Origin of the sequence: Candidatus Effluviviaceae Genus I sp., from assembly GCA_016867725.1 — a bacterium.
Taxonomy (GTDB): Bacteria; Joyebacterota; Joyebacteria; order Joyebacterales; family Joyebacteraceae; genus VGIX01.
In genome coordinates this window covers 151,857-174,607 of sequence record VGIX01000001.1, presented here as the reverse complement: position 1 = coordinate 174,607, position 22,751 = coordinate 151,857, and the positions used below count along the sequence as shown (strand labels likewise).

The following is a 22,751-nucleotide window of genomic DNA, read 5'->3' as shown; positions in this document are numbered from 1 at the left end:
GCGCGTCCGCCGACGGCAGCTTCCCCTTGCCTTCCTGCGTGACGATACGCATGCCTTCGCGAAGCGGCGTCACGCACGTCATGACGTTGGGGATGCCGTCCACGGTCATGAGGCACGACGAGCAGCGCCCGATGGCGCAGAAGAAGCCGCGCGGCCTGCCGCGGCCCGCGCTGCGGCGGAGCACGCGGACGCCGGCGGCGTGGAGCGCCGCCGCGATGGTCTCGCCCTCGTAGCCGGTGAGCTCTCTTCCGTCCAGCTCGAACAGGATCTCACGGCCTCGCCGGAATGTCAGGATGGGGTGCTCGGTGATGCGCAACGCGGGTTCTCCAGAGCCGACCCCACGCAGGAGATTCGGGTTGCGCTCGCGCGGGGAGCCGCTAGAATCCACTCGGAGACGATAGCACCGCCGCGGACGACGGGCAACGACAATCGTGAACGCTGCGACAGGAACGGCGTGACGGCAACGGCACTCACGGTGGCAGGGTTGGACCCGTCCGGCGGCGCCGGCGCGCTCGCTGACGTGCGGACCATGGCGGCCTTCGGCGTCTTCGGCACGGCCGCGCTCACCTCGGTCACCGTCCAGAACACGCTGCGCGTCGCGTCCGCGTCGCACCTTCCCGCGGAGCTCGTCGCGGCGCAGATCGACGCCGTCGTGGAGGACATCGGGGCCGACGCGGCCAAGACCGGCATGCTGCCGACGGCCGAGATGATCGAGGCCGTGGCCGACCGGATGAGGGCGCACGGGATCGCGCGCCTGGTCGTGGACCCGGTCATGGTGGCCACCTCGGGCGGCCGACTCATGGAGACCGACGCGCTCGATGCCCTCACGCGCCGTCTTCTTCCCCTCGCGATGCTCGTCACGCCCAACCTCGCCGAGACCGCGGCGCTGACGGGAATCACCGGCACCGAGGACTCCGACCTCGAGGAAGCGGCGCGGGTGATCCACGGCATGGGGCCGGGCGCCGTGCTCATCAAGGGAGGGCACGCCGCGGGCGAGTCCACCGACCTTCTCTTCGACGGCGGTCGTTTCGTGAGGCTGCGTGCCGCCCGCGTCGCCGTCGGCGCCGTTCACGGGGCAGGCTGCGCCCTGTCCGCCGCGACCGCGGCCGGCCTCGCGCTGGGTCTGGACCTCGAGGCCGCGGTGCGCCGGGCGAAGGCGTTCGTCACGAAGGCCATCGCCTCCTCGCTTGGGCTGGGCGGCGGCAGCGCCGTCGTCAACACGCTCGTTCGGCCGGGGGAGTGAGGCGGCGTGCGAACCGCGAGGGGCAGGATGCGATACGTGTTCGGTCCGGTGCCGTCGCGCCGCCTCGGCCACTCGCTCGGCGTGGACCTCGTGACGCCCAAGACCTGCTCGATGGACTGCATCTACTGCGAATGCGGTCCGACGACCGAACTCACCGTACGGCGCGCGTGCCAGGTGGATCCTGACACCGCGCTCAGCGAGCTCTCGGAGGTTCTCGCCGGACACCCCAGGGTGGATTACGTCACGCTCTCAGGTTCCGGCGAACCGACGCTCAACGCGCGCCTGGACGATGTCATCCGCGGCGTCCGCGCGCTGACGACCGCGCCGGTCGCTGTGCTCACGAACGGGAGCCTCATGACGGACGACGCCGTGTGCGCGGCGCTCGACCTCGCGGACGTCGTTCTTCCGTCCCTCGATGCCGTCTCGCCGGATGCGTTCAGGCGCATCAACCGCCCTCATCCGTCGCTCGACCCGGCCGCGATCGCCCGAGCCATAGCGGACTTCTCGCGCGAGGCCAGGCCCCAGGTGTGGCTGGAGTCGGTCTTCGTACGTGGCGTCAACGACAGCGACTACGAGGTGAGCCTTCTTGCCGAGGCTGTCCGCGCCATCGCCCCGGAACGAGTCCACGTGAACACGGTTGTGCGGCCTCCGGCAGTGGACGGCACGTTCCCCGTCGGCGCCGAGGGTCTGTCGAGCATCGCGCGCAGGCTTGGAGAGCGCGCCGAGGTCATCGCGGCACAGCCGCTCGGGCGGCAGCGAGGGACCGAGAGGACGCAGGATGATGTCATCGTCGCGATGTCGAGGAGGCGTCCGCTCACCGCGGAGGATGTCGCGAACGCGCTCGGGACAACGCGCGCGCGCGCGGAGGAGATTCTCGCGGACCTCGTGAGCAGGAAGCTCTTGACGCTTGTGCTTCACGACGGGAAGTTGTATCATGAGGCTCGACCTGACCCGGGAGAGCGACCGTGAAGTTCGGCATCAAGGGCTTCGACCGCATGTCCCTCGTCGACTGGGACGGCATGGTCGCGACCACGCTCTACGTCTCCGGCTGCAACTTCCGTTGTCCGTACTGCCACAACTCCGGCCTCGTGCTCTTCCCCGACGAGTACGAGACCGTCGGCGTCGCCGAGGTCCTCGCGTACGTGAAGGAGCAGAACGACTTCCTCGACGGGGCCGTGATCTCCGGCGGTGAGCCGTGCACCCACCGCGACCTGCCCGAGCTCGCCGAGCTCCTGCGCGGGGCCGGCGTGCGCGTCAAGCTGGACACCAACGGCTCATTCCCCGACCTCATCGAGACGCTCATACGGCGGGACCTGGTCGACTACGTCGCGATGGACGTCAAGGCGCCGCTGGACTTCGAGTCATACTCGAGGAGCGCGGGGATCACCGACGCGCGTCTGGTGGAGCGGGTCCGCGACAGCGTGGATCTGCTTCTGGACGGCAAGGTGGACTACGAGTTCCGCACGACCGTCGTGCCGGCGCTGCACCGCGCGACGGACCTCACGAGGATCGCCGAGCAGATCAGGGGCGCGCGGCGATTCGTCATCCAGAACTACAAGCCCCGGACCACGATCGACCCGGAGTTCCTCGAAGAGACTCCGTACAACCCGGAGCGGTTGGAGGAGTTTCAGAAGATGGCGGCGGGCGCGGTCGAGGAGTGCCTCGTTCGCGGCCTGTGACGATCGCCGCCCGTCCGCGCGTCTCCCGACGTTCCGAGGACACGTTCACCGAGGAAGGGCTGCCTACCGAGGGCGGCCGCGCCGCAGATCGCGCGGGCCGGGCAGGAGCGTCCAGCGCGTGTACATGCGGTCGCGGATGCTCCTGACCGACCGCCGGTCGTCGGCCCGCGGCGCGCGCCTCCCGCCGGCGCCGAGCGCGAGCGCCACCGCGCACCCCGACGCGACGAGGAGCGGCGCGTGTTTGAGCGGCCCGTCCGCCACGGCGCCGAGCGCGCCCCAGAGGAGACCGGTCGCGGCGAGCGCCCAGCGCAGCGCGCGGTCCGCCCTCTCGGCGCAGTTGAGGACGGCCAGGGCGACGAGCAGCGTGGGCTCGAGAAGGACGCCGTAGGGCGAGAAGAGGACCGCGGGCAGCCCCGCGGCGTACCCGGGGTACGCCGCGCCGAACGCCGCCGCGGCCCCCATCGCCACGAGGAGATGCCGCGGCGCCGTCTCGAACGCGAAGGCGTTCGCGGGCGCGAGCGCGTCGCGGACCCACAGCGCGGCGAGCGCGGCGGCGAAGGCGCCCGCCGGCCGCGCGCCGGGTGTCGCGAGGAGCGCGACGGCGGCCGTGGCGAACGCCGACGCGAGGCACCAGTCGATGAACCGGTTCATCGCGCGCCGCCGCGCCCAGTAGACGGCGGCGGTCGTGTACAGCACGAGATGCTGCGCGACCGCAAGCCAGAGGAGCCTGTCCGCGGCGACGCTCCGCGCGTCGTTCACCGTCCCGCGCCTCCCTCCGAACCTCGCCCTCCGGCGCTTCTCCTCGCGGCCTGCTTCGCGAGGTACTCCTCGAAGCGGCCCCAGAACGGGTCGACGCGCGGGTGCTCGAGCGACCGCTCGCCGTCGTCATCGACGACCCGCACACCGCGCTCGGCGGGGAGGAGCTCGCCGACGATCGACGCCGGGATGCCGCTTTCGCCGAGCACCGAGACGGCGCGGTCGGCGCTCTCGGGCGCGATCGCGGCGACCAGCGTTCCCTCGCTGATCGCGGCGAACGGATCGATGTCGAAGACCTCGCAGACCTTGAGCACGACGTCCTGCGTCACGATCCTCCGCTTGTCCACGAGCAGGCCCGCGCCGCTCGCCCGCGCGACCTCGAAGAGCGCGCCCCAGATCCCGCACTCGGTCGCGTCGTGCATGGCGCGGACGCCGCCGACGCCGGCGCAGAGGGCGGCGTCACGGACCACCGACATCTGGTAGAAGACGTCGCACGCCTCCTGCGCGACCTCTTTCCCCCAGCGCTCGACGATGAACTCCGGGAACTGGACCGCCATGAGGCCGGTGGTCTCGATGGCGGGCCCCTTCGTGATGACGATGGCGTCGCCCGGCCGCGCCTTCCTCGGGTCCACCAGGTCCCGCTCCGACCCCACGCCGAAGACCGTCGCTCCGCCGACCATCGGGAAGTTGCAGCCCGCGTACCGCGCCGTGTGGCCGCCCACGATCGCGATCCCGAGCTTCGCGGCCTCGTTGTGGACGGTCCTCCAGATCGTGGTCAGCGTCTCCTCGTCCATCTCGGGAGGGAGATTGAGATCCACCGTGAGGAACCGCGGCGGGATGCCGCTCACCGAGACGTCGCTCGCGATGATGTGGAGCGCGAACCACGCCGCGCGCTCCCATCCGAGCGACGGGGCGATGAAGAACGGGTCTGAGGAGAACACGACCACCCGGTCGCCGATCCTGACCGCCCCGAAGTCGACGCCGTGGGTCGGTCCGACCACGACGGCATCGTCCTTGGCCCCCAGGTGCGGGAAGATCACCTCATCGAAGAACTCCGGAGTCGCCTTGCCGAGCGCGGGGAGCTTCGTCACGTCCTGTTCCTCCTTCTCTCAGTGAAGTACCTGGCGAGGGCCGAGCGGTGTGTCGGGAACGCGATGTCGCGCGGCAGCTCGTGCTCCGCAAAGAACGCCGCGTCGTCGGCGTCGTCGCCGGGGGAGAGACACCCGCCGACGGCGACGCCCGTGAACGCGATGCACACGACCGGGGTCCGCGGGTCCTCGCGGGTGGCCCACGTGTCGAAGACGCCCGTGATCCTGACGTCAAGCCCCGTCTCCTCCCGCGCTTCGCGCGCCGCGCACTCCGACGGCGACTCGCCGGGCTCGACGAATCCCGCGGGGATGCACCACATGCCTGCCTGCGGCGGGTACCTTCGCCTGACGAGAAGGACCGCGCCGTCGCGCTCGACGAGCACGCACGTCACGGGCGCTGGCGGCGCGTACACGATGTAGCCGCACCGGGGGCAGCGCGGGCGCGCGTGCCCGCGCACGTCGGTCTGCGCGAGCGGCGCGGCGCAGCGCGGACAGAAGCGCAGCCCCTCGTGGTTGACCTGTGCGTCGATGTCCTCCAACGGTCGCGCCTCCCGGCGGCCGCGCCGCGCCGCCTCCAGCAGCGCGTCGAGCGCCGCGACGGGGTCGTCCGCCGCGCACACCGCCGAGACGACCGCGAGGAGTGACGCGCCGGCGTTCACGACCGCTTCGGCGTTCGATCGATCGATTCCCCCGATGGCCGCCACGGGGAGGTCCCGGACGGCGGCCGCCACGCGCGACAGCCCGGCAAGCCCCATGGGCGGCGCGGCGTCCGGCTTCGTCGCCGTCGGGAACACCGGCCCCGCCCCGACGTAGTCCGCTCCCGCGTCGCGCGCCGCGACCGCCTCCCGCGCCGTCGTCGCCGAGACGCCGACGATCCTGTCCGGACCGAGCGCGGCCCGCGCCGCGGCGGGCCGCGCGTCGCCCGCCCCGACGTGAACGCCGTCGGCCCCGACCGCGACCGCGATGTCGGGGCGGTCGTTCACGATGAAGAGGGTGCCCGTGCCGAGCGTGACGCGCCGAAGGTCGGCCGCGAGGCGGAGGAGCGCGTCGTCTTCGAGGCGCTTCTCGCGGAGCTGGATGGCCGGCACGCCGCGGTCGACCGCGGCGCGGGCCAGATCCTCGTGGGCGATGCGGGGCGCCGTCAGCACGAGGTACACGCCTCGGGCGGTCCGCATCGTCACTCGCGGCGATGATCCCACGGTTCCTCGCTTCCCGCCGGAGTCTCTCACGACCAAAGACAAAGGGCTCCGACCCGACACGTGCGGGCGGAGCCCCTGAAGGCGCGATCGAGCCGTTTCCCTACGCTGGCATTGCCCAGATCAGGTTCGTGGGGTATCGGTTCTCAGGCCCGCGGGCCACCCCCAACGACTCCGCTCGGTCCGCTCTCGCGGGGACGAACGCGTCCCTCGACCTTGAGCGGCTATGTGCTTTCCGATACGCTAGCACGCACCCCGCGCGGCGTCAAGGCCCCGGCCGGCGGACGCTCGGGGGCGCTCGGCGGCACACCCTGCATCGGGGGAGGGCGCATGCGGTTCACGGCGTTCGGCGCAGCGCGCAACGTCACCGGGTCGAAGCACCTCCTCGAGGTCGGGCCGTCGCGCGTCCTCCTGGACTGCGGGCTCTTCCAGGGACACCGCGAGGAGAGCAACCGCAGGAACCGGGAGTTCCCGTTCGACGCCGCCTCGATCGACGCCGTGCTCCTCTCGCACGCGCACATCGACCACTCGGGGAGCCTCCCGTCGCTCGTCCGCTCGGGCTTCCGCGGCCGCATCCTCGCGACGGCGGCGACGGCGGACCTCACGGAGGTCCTCCTGCAGGACTCGGCGTGGCTCCAGCAACGCGATGCGGAGTACCTGAACGCGAGGCGCAGGCGGGGGCGCGCGGAGATCGCGCCGCTCTACTCGCTCGCCGACGTCGAGGCCGCGCTCGCCCGGGTGAGTGCGGTCGAGTACGACCGCCCCGTGGCCGCGACCGCGGGAATCACCGTGACGTTTCGCGAGGCGGGGCACATCCTCGGGTCGGCGATGCTGGAGATCGACGCGCGGGAGCGAGGTCGGCGGACGCTCATCGTGTTCACGGGCGACCTCGGCCGGCGCGGCGTGCCGATCCTGCGCGACCCGTACCGGCCGCCCGACGCCGACGTGCTCGTGACCGAGAGCACGTACGGCGGGCGCGTCCACGCGCCGCCCGCGGACGCGCGGGAGCGCCTGGCGCGCTTCGTCTCGCGCGTCGCGTCCCGTCGCGGGACGATCGTCGTGCCGGCGTTCGCGGTCGGCCGCACGCAGGCGCTCGTGTACGAGCTCCACGGGCTCATGCGCGAGGGGCGCGTGCCTGGGATCCCGATCTACGTCGACAGCCCGCTCGCCGTCCGCGCCACGGAGCTTCTCGAACGCCACCCGGAGTGCTTCGACGAGGAGATGAACGCGCTCGTCCGGAGGCGGGGCGACCCTCTCGGGTTCGATCGCGTCACGTACGTCCGTTCGGCGGACGAGTCGAGAGCCCTGGGCGGGAGGCACGGGCCGATGATCGTCATCTCCGCGTCCGGGATGTGCGAGGGGGGACGCGTGCTTCACCACCTGAAGCGCACGCTCGGAAGCCGCCGGAACGCCGTCCTGATCGTCGGCTACCAGGCCGAGTGGACGCTGGGAAGCAGGATCGCGGCAGGCGCGGACTTCGTGAAGATCCTCGGGGAGACCCACGCGGTGCGGGCCGAGGTCGTCGTCTTCGACGAGTTCAGCGCCCACGCCGATGCCGACGGGCTCGCCGCCTTCGCGTGCGGCTTCCGACGCGCTCCGCGGCGCACGATCGTCGTCCACGGAAGCGAGGAGAACGCGCTCGCGCTCGCGCGACGTCTCTCGGCCGACGGTCTTCCTCGCGTGAGCGTTCCTCTCGACGGCGAGTCGTTCGATCTCTAGATCCGTCGCGCGCCGTTCCGAACTCGACGCGTCGCGATGTCGTTCGTCGCTTCGTCGACGTCGTCGCGCGTCGTGATCGTGGTCGTCGACGTCGTCTCCGTTCGTCCGCCGGCAACTTTTTCCTTGACACGAATCCGCCGTCATTCTACATATGTCCACGTCACGCGCTCGGATGAGCGCATCGCTCTTTCACACGATACAAGACGACGACCTCATGGTCTCTTCGGTGTTGACGGAGGCGTGTGGTGAGGGCGCGCGTCGTCCGGATCTTGGATGCGCGTCGCGTCCTCTTGATGGGAGCCAAGTCGGCCAACTCCCCCCGCGAATGGGCGCGGGTGGGGCGAAGGAGGTGAAAGGCCATGGCGAAGAAGAAGGTCGCGAAGAAGAAGGTTGCGAAGAAGAAGGTCGCGAAGAAGAAGAAGAAGTAACTGACGGGTTGCTGAGGGACGAAGCGGGGCACGGCCTAGGCGGTGCCCCGCTTCTGTCTTGGTGGTAGCGCCAACGGGAATCGAACCCGTGTTACCGGCTTGAGAGGCCGGCGTCCTAACCGCTAGACGATGGCGCCTGGGGTGCTGGTTGGGGAGGGAGGGGTCGAACCTCCACTAGCGGATCCAGAGTCCGCGGTCCTGCCATTAGACGACTCCCCAGTCATCCTACGCGACGAGCGCTTGGGCCTTCGCGATCCTGTCGAGGGTCCGCGTGCGCCCCAGGACAGACATGACCTCGAAGATCCCCGGGCTGGCCGTCCGTCCCGTGATCGCGACCCTCATCGGCTGAATGGCTGCGCCGAGCTTGAGACCTCTCGTCTCGGCGTAACCCCGAAGGAGCCGCTCCAGCGTCGCCGGATCGAAGTCGGGCGCGGCGGCGAGGAGCTCACGGACGGCCATCAGCGTGTCGCCGGCGCCGGGCGCGCGAAGGACCTTCTCCACAGCGATAGTATCATAGGCGATGTCCGACGCAAGGAAAAACCCGAGCTGCTCCGCGGCATCGCCGAGTGTCTTGACGCGGTCGCCGACGACATCGAGCGCGCGCTCGAGGTGTTCCCGTTGCTCGGAGGTCTCGTCCTCACCGACGAGCCCCGCGGCACGAAGGAACGGCACGGCGCGCTCCGCGCGCTCGCGCACGGGAAGCCGCTTGATCCACTGCGCGTTCATCCAGACGAACTTCTCGGGGTCGAACGCCGCCGCCTTCTTCCCGACGCCCCGGATGTCGAACGCCGACACGAGCTCGTCGCTCGTGAAGAACTCGCGCGAGTCGTCGTAGGCCCACCCAAGAAGCGCCATGTAGTTGACCACGGCCTCCGCGACGTAGCCCTGCCGCCGGTACTCGCGGACGGCGACCGCGCCGCGCCGCTTGGAGAGCACCTTCCTGTCCTGGTCCAGCACGAGGGGCAGGTGGGCGTAGTCCGGCGGCCTCGCCCCGAGCGCGCGGAAGATGAGCACCTGCTTCGGCGTGTTCGTGACGTGGTCGCTGCCGCGGATGACGTGCGTGATGTCCATGAGCATGTCGTCGACGACCGCGACGAAGTTGTAGGTCGGCACGCCGTCCGACCGCGCGATGACGAGGTCGTCGAACTCCGAGTTCGCGACCTCGATGTCGCCGAGGATCAGATCGCGGAAGCCGGTTCTGCCCTCGGGGATGCGGAACCGCACGGCCGCTGGGCGTCCCTCGGCGAGGTAGGCCTTGCGCGTCGCCTCCGGCAGGTCGAGGCAGCGCCGGTCGTACTTCCACTCGCGTCCCTCCTGCGCGGCCGCGCGCCTGCGCTCCTCAAGCTCGGCGGCCGGGCAGAAGCAGCGGTACGCGGCTCCCTCTCGCAGGAGCTTCTCGACGTAGGGGCTGTACGTGTCCGAGCGCTCGGACTGGAAGTACGGTCCGACGGGCCCTCCGACCTCCGGGCCCTCGTCCCAGTCGAGCCCGAGCCACCGCAGGTCCTCGATGAGCGCGTCGAGATACTCCCTCGTCGAGCGCTCGCGGTCGGTGTCCTCGATGCGCAGCACGAACGTGCCGCCCTCGTGCCGGGCGAACAGCCAATTGTAGAGGGCTGTCCTTGCGACGCCCATATGAAGGAAGCCCGTCGGGCTGGGCGCGAACCGGACGCGGACCTTGGCCATCGGCGCTCTCCACGAAAAAGGCCTCCCGAGGCGAGGCCTGTGATGCGCCGAATCTACCAAGCCGCGGCCCCCGCGTCAAGTCGGCGTCCGGGGCGGCGGACCCGCACCCGTGCCGTGCCGCCGTTGACATGCGCATCCACGTTGCATAGAGTGAGTGCGCGGGCGTCCGGGGCGGCGATCGGACGCCCGTATCGGCAACGCCGCCCGCATTCCCTCCGGGAGACCCAGGATGGCCACGAACGGCCCCGCGGCATCGCGGGACTTCATCCGCGAGAGGATCGACGAAGACAACCGCACGGGCCGGTACGGCGGGCGCGTGCACACGCGGTTCCCGCCGGAGCCGAACGGCTATCTCCACATCGGCCACGCGAAGTCGATCTGCCTCAACTTCGGCATCGCGCGCGACTACGGCGGCCTGTGCAACCTCCGCTTCGACGACACGAACCCCTCCAAGGAGGAGGTCGAGTACGTCGAGTCCATCAAGGAGGACGTCCGCTGGCTCGGATTCGACTGGGAGGATCGCCTCTACTTCGCGTCCGACTACTTCGAGCGCCTGTACGAGGGCGCCGTCGAGCTCATCAAGCGGGGCAAGGCCTACGTCTGCGACCTGAGCCAGGACGAGGTCCGGGAGCACCGAGGGACCCTCACGCGGCCCGGTGTCAACAGCCCCTACCGCGACCGCTCCGTGGAGGAGAACCTCGATCTGTTCGCGCGGATGCGGGCGGGCGAGTTCCCCGACGGGTCGAGGACGCTCCGCGCGAAGATCGACATGGCCTCGCCGAACGTGAACATGCGCGACCCGGTCATGTACCGCATCCTACACGCCGAGCACCACAGGACCGGCGGCGCGTGGTGCATCTACCCGATGTACGACTACACGCACTGCATGTCGGACTCGTTCGAGGGCATCACGCACTCCATCTGCACGCTCGAGTTCGAGGACCATCGTCCGCTGTACGACTGGTTCCTCGACGAGCTCGACCTGTACCATCCACAGCAGATCGAGTTCGCCCGACTCAATCTCACGCGCACCATCATGAGCAAGCGCAAGCTGCTCGAGCTCGTTGAGGGTGGGCACGTCACGGGATGGGACGACCCGAGGATGCCGACGATCGCGGCGATGCGCAGGCGCGGGTATCCGCCTGCGGCGATCCGCGACTTCCTCGGCCGCGTGGGGGTCGCGAAGTTCGACAGCACCGTGGACGTGGCGCTTCTCGAGCACTGCGTCCGGGACGCCCTCAACCTGACCGCGCCGCGCTCGATGGCGGTGCTGCGTCCCCTACGCCTGGTCATCGACAACTACCCCGACGGCAAGGTCGAGGAGCTCGAGGCCGTCAACAACCCTGAGTTGCCGGACGCCGGGACGCGCCGCGTGCCGTTCTCGCGCGTTCTGTTCGTCGAGCGGGACGACTTCCGCGAGGACCCGCCGAAGCAGTTCTTCCGGATGGCGCCGGGGCGCGAGGTGAGGCTCAAGCACGCCTACCTTGTGACCTGCACCCGCGTGGTGAAAGACGAGCGAACGGGCGAGGTCGTCGAGCTTCACTGCGAGCACGACCCCGCCTCGCGGGGAGGTGAGGCGCCGGACGGGCGAAAGGTGCGGGGCACCCTGCACTGGGTGTCGGCGGAGCACTCCGCCGAGGCGGAGGTGAGGCTCTTCGACCACCTGCTTCTCGAGGACGATCCCGGCGCGCCGCCTCCGGCCGACTTCATCGAGCGGCTGAACCCGCGCTCCCTGACGAGGCTCACGGGGTGCCGCGTCGAGCCCTCTCTGGCCGGCGCGCTGCCCGGCGAGCGCTTCCAGTTCCTGCGGCACGGCTACTTCTGCGTTGACACGAAGGACTCGAGGCCGGGGTCACCGGTCTTCAACAGGACGGTGTCTCTCAAGGACACGTGGGCGAAGATCGAGAAGACGCTGTCGGGGGTCTGACCGGCGCCGCGAGCGGCGCGGAGTGAGCGACGATGGCTGTTCGTGCGGTTCTCTTCGCAGTGCTGATGCCCGTGACTCTGTGCCTCACGCCGAGTGCGACGGCCGACGAGCCGTCCACGGAAGAGCCCGGCGCCGCCACGGCGCCGGCACCACCCACCCAGCCGCGCATGGTCGTCTCGCCGGCCGGCCTCGAGGTTCTCCGCGCCTACATCTGCGAGGACGTCGAGGAGCGGCAACCGGTGCAGGCCGGCACCTCGTTCGTCGGCGACGATCCCGGCGCCTCCAGGCTGTGCTGCTTCAGTGAGATCGGCCTCCCCGCGGCGTCCGACACCGTGCTCCACATCTGGTACTGGGGCGAGCGCGAGATGCTGAGGATCCCGCTCGAGGTGAGGGCCCCGCGATGGAGGACCTGGAGCGCCAAGAGCGTCAGCGACAGCTGGAGCGGCGCCTGGCGCGTGGACATCACCGACCGCGCTGGCCTTGTGCTCATGCGCCTTCCCTTCTCGGTCGAGTAGCAGCCTAGGGCTTGACAGCTCAGCATTCGATGAGTATAATATCAGCACTATTGAATGTTCTCCTGCATGGGAGGAGCCGTACTGGTGCGGTCCGGGGCGAAGAGGTTCGGACAGGTCGGCGAGGAGGGACCCGGCAACGCGGCGGAGCTCGATGACGCCGCGGCCGTCTTCCGGGCCCTGGCGCATCCGGTGCGCGTTCGGATCGTCTCCCTCCTGTGCGACGGAGAGCTGTGCGTCAAGCGCATGGAGGAGCTCCTGGGCATTCCGCAGCCGTCCGTGTCACAGCACCTGACGAGGCTGCGGTACGCGGGGCTCATCTCGGCGGAGCGACGCGGCCATCTCGTGTGCTATCGGCTGAACGAAGGTCCGGCGGCCGCGATCGTCGCGGCCGCGCTCGGAGGCGCTCGCAAGGCGAAGGGGGTGTGAACATGGGATCAGCGAAGACCGTGGATGTGAGCGAGGCGACGTTCGACGCCGAGGTCGCGACGTCGGCGGTCCCGGTCGTCGCGGACTTCTGGGCCCCGTGGTGCGGACCGTGCCGGATGGTGGGGCCCGTGCTCGAGGAGATCGCGGCGGGGAACCAGGGCAAGGCGAAGGTCGTAAAGGTCAACGTCGACGACAACCCGGGGCTCGCGCAGCGGTTCGGCGTGCGGGGCATCCCGACACTCATCTTCTTCAAGGGTGGGGCGGAGGTCGACAGGATGGTCGGTGCCGGCCCGAAGGAGACCATCCAGAAGCGCATCAACGCGATCGCGGGTTGACGGCAAGGGCCGGCTGCGAGGCCGGCGGGCTCGGCGCAACAGCAAAGAAGGGGGAGTGACATGGCGCAGTTCTTGAGGTGGCTTGCGGTCGGGATGCTCACGGTGGCGGTCCTCGCCGCGGCGGGATGCTCAAGGCAGGAGACGCCCCCGGCCGGCGCGGATGCAGCAACGCAAGGCGAGGCGAGCGGCGGGTCCGCTGTTCCGGGCTCGGCGGCCGTCGGCGTTGACGTCGGGATGACGCCGCCGCCCTTCACGCTCAAGGACGTCGACGGGCGGGATGTCTCGCTGTCCGACTTCCAGGGCAAGGTCGTGGTGCTGGACCTGTGGGCGACGTGGTGTCCGCCCTGTCGCCAGGAGATCCCGTTCCTCGTCGGGCTGTACGAGGAGTTCAGGGACCGGGGGCTCGTGGTCGTCGGCATCGGACTCGACGACGGTGGAGCCGACGTGCTGAGGCCCTTCGCCGCGGCCAACAAGGTCTCGTATCCTGTGCTCGTCGGAGACAAGCCCGTCGCGGCGTCCTACAAGGTCAGCTCGATCCCCATGACGTTCGTGATCGGCCCGGACGGGAGGATCGCGGCGAAGCACGTGGGGTTCACCCCGGCCATCGGGAATGCGCTCCGTGAGGAGGTCGTGAAGCTCATCGAGGGCGCGCCGCAGGAGGTGTAGGGGAGAGGCAATCGGCCGGGCGAACGGGCGCGCCCCGACGGGCGCGCCCGGGTGCCGGCCCCAGGCGGAGGTCGTGCGGTGAGATGGTCGAACGTGGCGTTCCCGGTGGTCTTCCTGGCGGCGTGGCTCATCCTGCAGCTCGTCGTGCTCCCGCGCCTCGGCGTCTCCACCTGACTGCGAGGCGCGTGCAGGCCCGCGGAGCGGGCGAGCGAGGCTGAGAAGGACGGCGGCGGGAGGAAAGGGCAGTGACGCTGCCGCGGGTCGTCGTGCGGAAGTCGGCCTTCGTGCTCGAGCTCGAGACGGCCGAGGGCACGCTGAGGTTCCCCGCGGCGATCGGCGCGAACCCCGACGGCGCGGACAAGAAGGCCGAGGGGGACTGCCGCACGCCCGAGGGGGAGTTCGAGGTCGTCTCGATCGAGGACTCGAGCGACTGGGAGCACGACGGCAGGCGCGCCTACGGCCCCCTCTTCATCAGACTCGCGACGCCGCCGTGGACCGGCATCGGCATCCACGGGACCGACGAGCCGGACACCGTCGGCACGCGCTGCACGCTCGGCTGCGTCCGTCTGCGGAACGAGGACCTCGTCGTTGTCGCGAGCGTGGTCGGTCCCGGCACGCGCGTCGCGGTCCTCCCGTGAAAGCCGTTGACACTGGCGCGCGCCGGGAATAGATTCTGGGCGCCTCGACGGCGAGGCTCCCGACAGACGCAGCCCTCGTTCCCGGAGCGCCTCCATGCGACCCGGTCAGTTCGTTGCCGTGGCGGGCAACATCGGTGTGGGCAAGACGCACCTCACGACGCTCCTCGCCAACCGCCTCGGCTGGCGCGCGTACTACGAGCCTGTCATCGACAATCCGTACCTGGACGACTTCTACGCCGACATGACGCGCTGGGCCTTCCACCTGCAGGTGTACTTCCTCTCGAAGCGCTTCGAGATCCACCGCGACATGGTCCGGCTCGGCGAGCCGTGCATTCAGGACAGGACGATCTACGAGGACAAGGAGATCTTCGCGGCGACACTGCATCGCCAGGGCTTCATGGCCGACCGCGATTACGCCAACTACGTGGCGCTCTTCGACGCGATGACGAGCTTCCTCAGGGTTCCGGACCTCGTCGTGTACCTTCGCGCGGACGTGCCCAGCCTGTTCGAGCGGATACGCTGCCGCGGGCGCGACTGCGAGAAGGAGATCTCGGCGGGCTACCTGGACGCGTTGAACTCCGCCTACGACGACTGGAGCGCGCGTGCGGCCCGGGCGACCAGCGTGCTGACGCTCGAGACCGACGGCGTCGATCTCGTCTCCGACGAGGGCGCCATCGAGGAGACGCTCGACAGAATCCTCTGCCGCCTGGGCGGAGCGCCCGCATGCGAGCCCGCGCACGCCGTGGGAGCCGGACCCTGAGCGGTCACCGCCCCGAAGCGTCCTTGACCAACGCTATTCATGGTGGTATAATCAGTTAGGAAAGGTCAGGGGGAACTCATGACCAAGAGGCGAGGTGTAGGCACAAGCGGCTGGGCCGCCGTGTTGCTCGTGGCGGCGACGTGCGCCTTCGGCGCGACGCCGACCAAGGCGCCCGACTTCACGCTGCCGAACGTCGAGGGCAAGTCCCTCACGCTGTCGGAGCTTCTGAAGGGCGGGCCGGTCGTCGTCGACTTCTGGGCGACCTGGTGCAAGCCCTGCATCAAGGCCTTCCCGGACCTGCAGCAGGTGCTCGACAAGTATGCCGACTGCGGCCTGCGCGTCGTCGCGGTGTCCATCGACGGCCCGAAGTCGGCCTCGCGCGTCGGGGCGCTCATCGCCTCCAAGGGGCACACGTTCGACGTCGTGCTCGACACGTCGCAGGACGTGGCCCGGAAGTTCCACGTGTCGGCGGTCCCCCGCACAGTCCTCATCAACACGAAGGGGGAGATCGTCTACGCGACGGCCGGATACCGGCCGCAGAACCACGCCGAGCTCGACGCGGCGGTGCGCTCGCTCCTCCCGGCGGGCTGCCCCGAGCGGACCAAGCAGGAGTAGCGCGTGAAGCGGATCGCGACCGTCCTCGCAGCCCTCGGAGCCTCGCTCGCCTGGGCGCTCCCCGCGTCGTCGTTCGACGCGGGCGACGTCACCGTGAGGGGATCGGTCGACGGCGAGTACCTCCACAACGTCGATCTGGACGGCTCGGTGTTCGACGGGCGCGTTGAGTTCGGCATCGAGGTCGGACGGTTCCTCCTCGGCGCGACGTATCGCGCGTACCAGCTCTCGGACCCCGGCTACAGTCCGGCGCAGAAGGACATCCCCCGCTCGGAGGTCAGGCACCGGTACGCCGAGTTCCGCAACGAGTCGCTGTCGGCCCGCGCGGGCAGCTTCTTCTGCACCTTCGGGAAGGGGCTCGCTCTCCGGAGCTACGAGCAGACCGACCTCGAGCACGACACGGCGCTCGATGGCGTCCTCATCGGCTATGGGACGGGGCCGCTCGCGTTCACGGCGGTTTCCGGCGTCGTGAGCGAGCCGCTCTCGAGGGTCCGCACCCGCGAGCACACGGTGCGGGGGCTCGAGGCTGCCGCCGCGCCCTGGGACTGGGTGCGGCTCTCCGCTCGCGCGGTGGAGCGCTCGTGGGAGGACGCCGACGCGAACCTCGTTCTTCCGCCCGCGCAGGCCCGCCGTGAGGACGTCGTGCTCGACGGCGCCGTGGACCTCTGGCTCGGCCGCGTCGCCCTGTCCGGCGAGTACGCCAGGCGCGACGTCGAGAACCCGGTCACGGGCGCGGAGGCGGGCGAGGGCCGTGCTCTGTACCTCTCGGGGACGTTCGACCTCGGGCTGCTCACGCTCTTCGGCGAGTTCAAGGACTATGACCTCTTCTCGCACCACCTGATCAACCCGCCGACGTGCGTGCGCGAGCACCCGTGGACCCTCATGAACCGGGCCACGTACGAGATCAGCCTCGATGACGAGCGCGGGTTCCTCGGCGAGGGCACGCTGCCGGTCGGCGACGCGCTCTCGCTCACGGCGGGCGCGTCGGAGGCGAGGACGCACTCCGGGAACCTGTCGCACTGGGAGATCTTCGGCGAACTCTCGCATTCGCTCGCCGCGTCGGTGAGCGGGGCCGTGGCGGGGTCGTGGTCCCGCGAGTATCTGCTGGGGAAGTTCACGGAGCATCTGATCGGCGCGGCGGAGTTCGACGTGGAGCTTCCGGCCGAGCAGAGGGCCGAGCTCGGCATCGAGATCGGCTCGACCGACGACGTCACCGGCTCCGCCTACACCGACTACATGGGGTCGCTCACATGGTACGCGCGCGCCGACCTCACCGTGTCCGCGGTGTTCGAGCGGAGCACGGCCGACTTCGAGGAGCGCGAGGCGTGGTTCTCGGCGGAGCTCAAGAAGCGGCTCTCCGACGACGTCGAGGTGCTGTTCGGCGCGGGCACGCAGCGTGGCGGGAAGAAGTGCGCCGGCGGCGTCTGCTGGTTCGAGCCGGAGTTCGAGGGCGTGCGCGTTCGGCTGAGCGCGTACTTCTAGGAGGGGGCGTGGCGAGGACGCGGACCGGACGGTGGTGGGGTCGGGCGGGCGCGGCCGCGCTCGCGGCGCTGGCGCTTGCCGCCGGCTGCGACTGGTTCCACTCCCCGGCCGAGGTGAACCTCCTCCCGGAGACGGTCATGGAGGCGTGCCCGGCGCCTGGCGCGGTCGTGGCGGGCGCGGACGCGCTCATCGCATGGAGCGGCAGCGACCCCGACGGGGCGGTGGTGAAGTACGTCTGGTCCCTCAACGACACGCTGACCGGGGAGACGACGGCCACAGAGCTCGTGCTGCCGGCGGTCGCCGAGGGAGACTACCTGTTCGAGGTCGCCGCCCTGGACAACGACGGCGACCTTGACCCGACGCCGGCCGCGTGCTCGTTCGCGGTCGGGCCGGCGGGCGGGCTCGTCCCGCGCGTCGTGCTGGCGGAGCTTCTCACGACGCGCCCGTGCGCCAACTGCCCGAACGCCGAGGCCGGCCTCCACACGGTGCTCGGCGAGTACGGCGCGGGCAACCTGTGCGTGATCGCGTATCACGATCTTCTCCCGCCGGCCGACCCGCTCGGGACGCCCGAGACGAATGCGAGGATCGACTGGTACATGGGGCCTTCGTGGAACACATGGCCCGCGGTGATCTTCGACGGGGACGTCGCGCGCATCGTCCAGGGCGCCGGGTCGCCGTCCACCGCGGCCGCGGCCTACCGCATGGAGATCGACCACCGGAGGACCTTCGGCTCGCCGGTCTCGATGCGGATGGCGGGGAGCGCGGCGTCGGGCAGCGTGACGGTGACCGTGAAGGTCCGCGAGGCGCTCACGACGACCGAGGCCGTGCTCAGGGTCGTCGTCATCGAGGACCACGTCGTCGTGGCGTCGAGCGTGTACGACTTCGTCGCGCGCGACCTCCTCGACGACGAGCCGCTGAGCGTTGCGTCCGTGGGCGACTCCGCGGTCGTGACGCGGTCGTTCGCCGTGAGTCCGTCGTGGAACACGGCCAATCTGAGTGTGATCGCGTTCGTGCAGGACGACCTGACCAAGGAAGCCCTGCAGGCTGCGCGACTTGGAGGACGATAACAGGCACGAGAGCGGGGATGCCGACACCCCACGCACACGGCGCCGGAACCCCGAGAGAAGGCCAACGCATCGCCAGGAAGGGAGACCATGACGATGAAGCGTTCGGCGATGATCGGACTCGCAGCGGCCCTGCTGCTCGGCGGCGCGGTGACGGCCGTGCCGGCGGAGCGGGCGGTCCTCGCGGAGCTGTTCGGGGCCACGTGGTGAGGGTACTGCCCGAACGCCCGTGCGGCGCTCCAGGCAATGCAGAACGACTACGGCAAGGACAACCTCGTCGTCCTCTACTACCACCTGAACGACGCCTACTCCACGACCGAGACGCAGGCGCGCGCCACCTACTACGGGGTGGGCGGCATCCCCGAGGTCGACTGGGACTCGGTGGTCGAGGTCATCGGAGCGGGTTCGACCGTGCGCGATACCTACGAACCCATTTACGCGGCCCGAAAGGCAGCTTCGACGCCGATCGTCATGAGGACGAAGGGCCTCGTGGTGGACGACCCCGGGACGACGTGGATCGAGGCCACGTTCAAGGCCGTCGAACCTCACACTCTCGGTCCGCTCCGCGCCCAGTTCGTCGTGTACGAGAACATCGGGACGGACTACCCATGGACGGTGCGCAAGATGCTGCCGACGGAGAACGTGACGCTCTCGGCCGTCGGCGACTCGGTGACCGTCTACCGTAGCCTTGTCCTGAGTTCGTCGTGGAACCACGCGAACGTGTGGATTGCGGCGTTCATCGAGAAGGTCGAGTCGCCGCGGCTCATCGTGAACGCGCAGTGCATGCGCGAGCCGTACGGCGTGGGCATGTCGCCCGAATCGTACGCCGCGGAGATGGGATACCTCGAGAGCAGGAAGTTCTTCGCGAAGATCAAGAACACCGGCACCGTGGCCGACTCGATCAGGGTCAGCCTCTCGTCGGTCTTCCCGCCTGAGGTCGGCCCATACGAGTGGCTCGCGATCGCGTGTGATCCGGACGACGTGTGCTGGATCACGGCGCAGACCTACCACTTCGAGGCAGGCGAGGAGAAGCGGTTCTCCGTGGAGATCTCGGACTTCATCGGCACCGTGCGGGGGCTCGGGACCGCGACGCTGACGGCGACGAGTAGAACCAACGCTTTGAAGACGGCCAGCGCGTCGTTCGGCGTGTTCGTGGACCTCCCGTCCATCCTCATCGTGGACGACGACGGAGGTGCCTCGTACGAGAGCCACCTCAGGCAGGCCGTCCTCGACAACGGGTACACGCCGCTCGTGTGGGACGCGAGCGCGAAGGGGAGACCGCTGCAGCTCCTCCTGAACGACTTCTGGGCGGTCTTCTGGACGACCGCCAACACCGACGGGTCGGCCATCAACGCGGCAAACGAAGCCGCGATGGCCGCGTACCTGGACGGCGGCGGGAACCTGTTCCTCTCGAGCATGGGGTATCTGAGCAGCCGCACCGGGGCGACGACCTTCACCAGCGACTACCTGCACATCGCCTCGTGGTCGAACAACACGGGCGGCTTCATTATGACGGGCGTGGCTGGGGATCCGATCTCCGACGGGATGTCCCTCGGGATCACCGGCGGGCCGTTCTCGGTGTCGGGGAGCGAGAGCGTTGAACTCAACGCGTCCGCCGACGGCATCTTCACGGCCGCGAACGGCATCAAGGCGCTGAAGGCCGCGGGCCGCGGCCACCGCGTCGTGTTCACGTCGTTCCCGTTCGAGTGCGTGAAGACGGCCGCGGCCGACCCGAACAACCAGCGGACGCTCATGAACCGCATCCTGCACTGGTTCGGGCCGATCCCGACCGGCGTGCCCGAGACGCCGCCGGTCACGACGCTCGCGCTCAGGCAGAACTTCCCGAACCCGTTCAACCCGACGACGACGCTGGCCTTCACCGTGCCGGCCGACGCGGGCCGCGTGACGCTGGCCGTGCACAACGTGAACGGCCGCGCGGTGCGCACGCTCGTGGACGGTGATCTTGCCGCCGGGCCGCACGCGATCGCGTGGGACGGGACGGACGACGGCGGTCGCGCGCTGGCGTCCGGCGTGTACTTCGCGCGGCTCTCGGGGGCCGGCGAGACGCGCACGACGAAGATGGCGCTTCTGAAGTAGACGAGAGCGGCGGCGGGCGCCCGGGGGCACGGTGCCTCCGGGCGCTGCCGTCCGGGGCCGGTCCTTGAGGGAGGTCCATGGTGCTCCGGAGCGCGACATGCCTTGCTGTGCTCATGACCGCGCTGGTGTTCGCGACCGGCGCGGCGGCGTATCCGAGGGACGACGCCGCGGTCGTCGAGGTGGACGTCTACTCGCGCGCGGACATCCACAGGCTCAACGAGCTTGGGATGGACATCATGAACGTGCGGGACGGGGTCGCCGAGATCGCCGCCGTCCCCGGTGAGATCGAGGCGCTGTGGGCGAACGGCTTCCGGCCCCGCGTCGTGGTCGAGAACATGCGCGACGCGTTCCTCGCGCAGAGCGCCCCGTACCGCGGCGTGTACCACAACTACAGCGCGATCACGGCCGACCTCGCCGCGTGGCACGCGGCCTATCCGTCCATCACCGAGCTCATCTCGATCGGGCGATCGGTGCAGGGCCGCGAGCTCTGGGCCCTCAAGATCACGGACAACCCGGGGATCGAGGAGGCCGAGCCGGAGATCGTCTGGGTGGGGGCCCATCACGGCGACGAGACCATCTCCGTCGAGACCTGCTACTACGCGGCGAAGTACCTGCTCGAGAACCACGGGACGAACCCGCAGGTGACCTGGCTCGTGAACAACCGGGAGTTCTGGGTCATCCCGATGATCAACCCGGACGGCCACACGAACGGCTCGCGGTACAACGCGCAAGGCACAGACCTGAACCGCAACTACCTCTGCCCGGACGGGAGCAACGCCGGCTCGGCGTTCTCCGCCCCGGAGACGCAGGCCCTGAGGGACTTCTGCGTCGGCATGAACCCCGTGACGTCGCTCCAGTTCCACTCGGGCGCCGTGTACGTCAACTACCTCTGGGACTACTCGTACGACCCGACCCCCGACGAGCCGATGATCATCACGCTGTCGAACGGGTACGGGTCGCGGAGCGGGCTCCCGGTGACGAACGGGGCCGACTGGTACGTCGCCAAGGGCACCTGCCAGGACTGGTGCTACGACCAGCGCGGCGAGATCGCGACGACCATCGAGGTCTCGACCTCGAAGAACCCGCCGGCCTCGAACATCGACGGCATCGTGAACGCGAACATCCCGGCGATGCTGTACCAGGCGCGGAAATCGGGCAAGGGCATCAGGGGCATCGTGACCGACGCCGGGACGGGCGAGCCGCTCTACGCCACGATCAGCATCCCGCAGATCGGGAAGGACGTGTATACCGACCCGGCGGTCGGGGACTACCACAGGATGGTCCAGCAGGGCACCTACACGGTGACGGCGAGCGCGCCGGAGTACCAGAGCCAGACCGTGTACAACGTCGTCGCGAACCTCGACACGTTCGTCGTGGTCAACTTCGCGCTCGAGCCGCCGCCCCGCGGAACGATCGCCGGCTACGTGTTCGATCAGACCATGAACCCTCTCTCGGCGTCCGTGACGGTCACGGACATCGGGGGATACTCCGCGGTCTCGGATCCCGTGACGGGCTACTACGAGATCAACCACGTCCCCGTCGGCGCGCACGACATGCGGGTGACGAAGGCGGGCTACTCCACGGTCACGCGGGCGGGTGTCCAGGTCGTCTACGGGACGACCGTGACGGAGAGCTTCCTGCTCCCGAGTCCCGTCTTCTACGACGACCTCGAGTCGGGCCTGTCGCGGTGGACCGGCGCGTGGGGGCTCACGACCGGCCAGTTCCACAGCCCGTCGTCCAGCATGACCGACAGCCCGAGCGGCAACTACGGCAACAACGCCAACATCGTCATGACGCTCGGCAGCCCCGTGGACCTGGGCGGCGCGTCGAGCGCGACCCTGTCCTTCTGGCACCGCTACGACACGGAGTCGGGCTACGACCTCTGCCGCGTCTCCGTGAGCGCGAACAACGGGTCGAGCTGGACGCAGGTGGCCTCGTACAGCGGAACGCAGTCGGCGTGGACGGAGGTCTCGTTCGACGTCACCGCGTACGCCACGAGCCAGTTCAAGGTGCGCTTCGCCCTGACCTCCGACAGCTGGATCACGCGGGACGGCTGGTACGTGGACGACGTGCAGATCTCGCGCGACGCGCCGTCCGCCGGCGTGCCGGGGGAGGGGACGGAGCGGAGCAGGATCGCGCTCTCGGGGCATCCGAACCCCTTCAGCGCGGGGACCGGCGTCCGTTACGTCCTGCCTATGGAGACGCAGGTCCGCCTGGCGGTGTACGACGTGTCCGGGCGGCTCGTGCGGACGCTGCTCGACGGCGAGATCAGGCCGGCCGGCGCCCACGAGTCCGTGTGGGACGGTCGCGACGAGCGGGGGCTTGAGGTGGCGACCGGGGTGTACTTCGCCAGGGTCGCCTGCGCGGACGGTGAGTCCACGGCGAAGCTCGTGCTCATCAGGTAGGGTCTGCGAAGGGGATCGGCGTTCGACGGCGG

21 protein-coding genes, 2 tRNA genes and 1 riboswitch are annotated in these 22,751 nt (G+C 69.8%); of the genes, 16 read left to right on the top strand and 7 right to left on the bottom strand.

The window, feature by feature from the left end:
• Window positions 1-316 (bottom strand): (2Fe-2S)-binding protein (locus tag FJY74_00720; protein ID MBM3306840.1); only part of this gene is annotated, 316 nt, incomplete at its 3' end.
• Window positions 317-454: 138 nt separating this feature from the next.
• Between FJY74_00720 and thiD the strand changes: the two genes are divergently transcribed.
• Genes thiD through FJY74_00705 form a run of 3 tightly spaced genes read left to right on the top strand, consistent with a single transcriptional unit; the run spans window position 455 to window position 2,922 of the window.
• Window positions 455-1,243 carry a bifunctional hydroxymethylpyrimidine kinase/phosphomethylpyrimidine kinase gene (thiD, locus tag FJY74_00715; GenBank protein MBM3306839.1) on the top strand — a complete coding sequence of 263 codons (789 nt, stop codon included), beginning with the start codon at window positions 455-457 and terminating at the stop codon, window positions 1,241-1,243.
• Between the two features lie 27 nt (window positions 1,244-1,270).
• Window positions 1,271-2,212, top strand: a complete 942-nt coding sequence (locus FJY74_00710; GenBank protein ID MBM3306838.1) for a radical SAM protein — start codon at window positions 1,271-1,273, stop codon at window positions 2,210-2,212.
• Window positions 2,209-2,922, top strand: coding sequence for an anaerobic ribonucleoside-triphosphate reductase activating protein (locus tag FJY74_00705; GenBank protein MBM3306837.1), 714 nt, complete (start codon window positions 2,209-2,211; stop codon window positions 2,920-2,922). The genes FJY74_00710 and FJY74_00705 overlap by 4 nt, the downstream gene beginning before the upstream one ends.
• A 63-nt stretch (window positions 2,923-2,985) precedes the next feature.
• Here the strand turns inward: FJY74_00705 and FJY74_00700 are convergent, their stop codons facing one another.
• Genes FJY74_00700 through thiE form a run of 3 tightly spaced genes read right to left on the bottom strand, consistent with a single transcriptional unit; the run spans window position 2,986 to window position 5,941 of the window.
• Window positions 2,986-3,681, bottom strand: coding sequence for a hypothetical protein (locus FJY74_00700; protein MBM3306836.1), 696 nt, complete (start codon window positions 3,679-3,681; stop codon window positions 2,986-2,988).
• Window positions 3,678-4,769, bottom strand: a complete 1,092-nt coding sequence (locus FJY74_00695) for an AIR synthase family protein (GenBank protein MBM3306835.1) — start codon at window positions 4,767-4,769, stop codon at window positions 3,678-3,680. Before FJY74_00695 ends, FJY74_00700 begins: the two co-directional genes overlap by 4 nt.
• Complete coding sequence (gene thiE / locus FJY74_00690) at window positions 4,766-5,941, bottom strand: thiamine phosphate synthase (protein ID MBM3306834.1); 1,176 nt, start codon at window positions 5,939-5,941, stop codon at window positions 4,766-4,768. The genes FJY74_00695 and thiE overlap by 4 nt, the downstream gene beginning before the upstream one ends.
• A gap of 104 nt (window positions 5,942-6,045) precedes the next feature.
• A riboswitch (TPP riboswitch) is annotated at window positions 6,046-6,139 on the bottom strand.
• Window positions 6,140-6,292: 153 nt separating this feature from the next.
• On the opposite strand from thiE, the gene FJY74_00685 reads away from it, so the two are divergent.
• Window positions 6,293-7,681: an MBL fold metallo-hydrolase gene (locus tag FJY74_00685; protein ID MBM3306833.1), complete on the top strand. Its 1,389-nt coding sequence runs from the start codon at window positions 6,293-6,295 to the stop codon at window positions 7,679-7,681.
• Window positions 7,682-8,171: 490 nt separating this feature from the next.
• On the opposite strand, the gene FJY74_00680 is transcribed toward FJY74_00685, so the two are convergent.
• From FJY74_00680 to FJY74_00670, 3 genes are all read right to left on the bottom strand, one after another.
• Window positions 8,172-8,246: transfer RNA gene (locus tag FJY74_00680), tRNA-Glu, on the bottom strand.
• Window positions 8,247-8,254: 8 nt separating this feature from the next.
• A tRNA-Gln gene (locus tag FJY74_00675) sits at window positions 8,255-8,328 on the bottom strand.
• A gap of 6 nt (window positions 8,329-8,334) precedes the next feature.
• Window positions 8,335-9,792 carry a glutamate--tRNA ligase gene (locus FJY74_00670; protein ID MBM3306832.1) on the bottom strand — a complete coding sequence of 486 codons (1,458 nt, stop codon included), beginning with the start codon at window positions 9,790-9,792 and terminating at the stop codon, window positions 8,335-8,337.
• A 229-nt stretch (window positions 9,793-10,021) separates the two neighbouring features.
• On the opposite strand from FJY74_00670, the gene FJY74_00665 reads away from it, so the two are divergent.
• From FJY74_00665 to FJY74_00610, 12 genes are all read left to right on the top strand, one after another.
• The gene (locus tag FJY74_00665; protein MBM3306831.1) at window positions 10,022-11,719 is read left to right on the top strand and encodes a glutamine--tRNA ligase/YqeY domain fusion protein; all 1,698 of its coding nucleotides are present in this window, start codon (window positions 10,022-10,024) and stop codon (window positions 11,717-11,719) included.
• A 32-nt stretch (window positions 11,720-11,751) separates the two neighbouring features.
• A complete protein-coding gene (locus tag FJY74_00660; protein ID MBM3306830.1) occupies window positions 11,752-12,234 on the top strand; it encodes a DUF2914 domain-containing protein in 483 nt (160 codons plus the stop codon).
• Window positions 12,235-12,300: 66 nt separating this feature from the next.
• Window positions 12,301-12,660: a winged helix-turn-helix transcriptional regulator gene (locus tag FJY74_00655; protein MBM3306829.1), complete on the top strand. Its 360-nt coding sequence runs from the start codon at window positions 12,301-12,303 to the stop codon at window positions 12,658-12,660.
• A 2-nt stretch (window positions 12,661-12,662) separates the two neighbouring features.
• Window positions 12,663-12,995 carry a thioredoxin gene (trxA, locus tag FJY74_00650; GenBank protein MBM3306828.1) on the top strand — a complete coding sequence of 111 codons (333 nt, stop codon included), beginning with the start codon at window positions 12,663-12,665 and terminating at the stop codon, window positions 12,993-12,995.
• 60 nt (window positions 12,996-13,055) lie between these two features.
• Window positions 13,056-13,661 carry a TlpA family protein disulfide reductase gene (locus FJY74_00645; GenBank protein MBM3306827.1) on the top strand — a complete coding sequence of 202 codons (606 nt, stop codon included), beginning with the start codon at window positions 13,056-13,058 and terminating at the stop codon, window positions 13,659-13,661.
• A 245-nt stretch (window positions 13,662-13,906) separates the two neighbouring features.
• The gene (locus FJY74_00640; protein ID MBM3306826.1) at window positions 13,907-14,299 is read left to right on the top strand and encodes a L,D-transpeptidase; all 393 of its coding nucleotides are present in this window, start codon (window positions 13,907-13,909) and stop codon (window positions 14,297-14,299) included.
• Window positions 14,300-14,393: 94 nt separating this feature from the next.
• Entirely contained in the window at window positions 14,394-15,059 is a 666-nt protein-coding gene (locus tag FJY74_00635; protein ID MBM3306825.1) for a deoxynucleoside kinase, read from the top strand.
• Window positions 15,060-15,137: 78 nt separating this feature from the next.
• Window positions 15,138-15,674 carry a TlpA family protein disulfide reductase gene (locus tag FJY74_00630; GenBank protein MBM3306824.1) on the top strand — a complete coding sequence of 179 codons (537 nt, stop codon included), beginning with the start codon at window positions 15,138-15,140 and terminating at the stop codon, window positions 15,672-15,674.
• A gap of 3 nt (window positions 15,675-15,677) precedes the next feature.
• The gene (locus FJY74_00625; GenBank protein MBM3306823.1) at window positions 15,678-17,153 is read left to right on the top strand and encodes a hypothetical protein; all 1,476 of its coding nucleotides are present in this window, start codon (window positions 15,678-15,680) and stop codon (window positions 17,151-17,153) included.
• 8 nt (window positions 17,154-17,161) lie between these two features.
• A complete protein-coding gene (locus FJY74_00620) occupies window positions 17,162-18,220 on the top strand; it encodes a hypothetical protein (GenBank protein MBM3306822.1) in 1,059 nt (352 codons plus the stop codon).
• A gap of 243 nt (window positions 18,221-18,463) precedes the next feature.
• Window positions 18,464-20,314 (top strand): T9SS type A sorting domain-containing protein, encoded by a 1,851-nt coding sequence (locus tag FJY74_00615; protein MBM3306821.1) that lies wholly within the window; start codon window positions 18,464-18,466, stop codon window positions 20,312-20,314.
• Between the two features lie 77 nt (window positions 20,315-20,391).
• Entirely contained in the window at window positions 20,392-22,719 is a 2,328-nt protein-coding gene (locus FJY74_00610; protein ID MBM3306820.1) for a carboxypeptidase regulatory-like domain-containing protein, read from the top strand.
• The last annotated feature ends 32 nt before the right edge of the window (window positions 22,720-22,751 follow it).

What these genes read in the sequence shown, in the direction of transcription:
- trxA (MBM3306828.1), top strand. Translation starts at nt 12,663, where the DNA reads ATGGGATCAGCGAAGACCGTGGATGTGAGCGAGGCGACGTTCGACGCC.
- FJY74_00610 (MBM3306820.1), top strand. Translation starts at nt 20,392, where the DNA reads ATGGTGCTCCGGAGCGCGACATGCCTTGCTGTGCTCATGACCGCGCTG.
- FJY74_00710 (MBM3306838.1), top strand. Translation starts at nt 1,271, where the DNA reads ATGCGATACGTGTTCGGTCCGGTGCCGTCGCGCCGCCTCGGCCACTCG.
- FJY74_00665 (MBM3306831.1), top strand. Translation starts at nt 10,022, where the DNA reads ATGGCCACGAACGGCCCCGCGGCATCGCGGGACTTCATCCGCGAGAGG.
- FJY74_00660 (MBM3306830.1), top strand. Translation starts at nt 11,752, where the DNA reads ATGGCTGTTCGTGCGGTTCTCTTCGCAGTGCTGATGCCCGTGACTCTG.
- FJY74_00655 (MBM3306829.1), top strand. Translation starts at nt 12,301, where the DNA reads ATGGGAGGAGCCGTACTGGTGCGGTCCGGGGCGAAGAGGTTCGGACAG.
- FJY74_00615 (MBM3306821.1), top strand. Translation starts at nt 18,464, where the DNA reads ATGCAGAACGACTACGGCAAGGACAACCTCGTCGTCCTCTACTACCAC.
- thiE (MBM3306834.1), bottom strand. Translation starts at nt 5,941, where the DNA reads ATGCGGACCGCCCGAGGCGTGTACCTCGTGCTGACGGCGCCCCGCATC.
- FJY74_00670 (MBM3306832.1), bottom strand. Translation starts at nt 9,792, where the DNA reads ATGGCCAAGGTCCGCGTCCGGTTCGCGCCCAGCCCGACGGGCTTCCTT.
- FJY74_00635 (MBM3306825.1), top strand. Translation starts at nt 14,394, where the DNA reads ATGCGACCCGGTCAGTTCGTTGCCGTGGCGGGCAACATCGGTGTGGGC.
- FJY74_00685 (MBM3306833.1), top strand. Translation starts at nt 6,293, where the DNA reads ATGCGGTTCACGGCGTTCGGCGCAGCGCGCAACGTCACCGGGTCGAAG.
- FJY74_00645 (MBM3306827.1), top strand. Translation starts at nt 13,056, where the DNA reads ATGGCGCAGTTCTTGAGGTGGCTTGCGGTCGGGATGCTCACGGTGGCG.
- FJY74_00630 (MBM3306824.1), top strand. Translation starts at nt 15,138, where the DNA reads ATGACCAAGAGGCGAGGTGTAGGCACAAGCGGCTGGGCCGCCGTGTTG.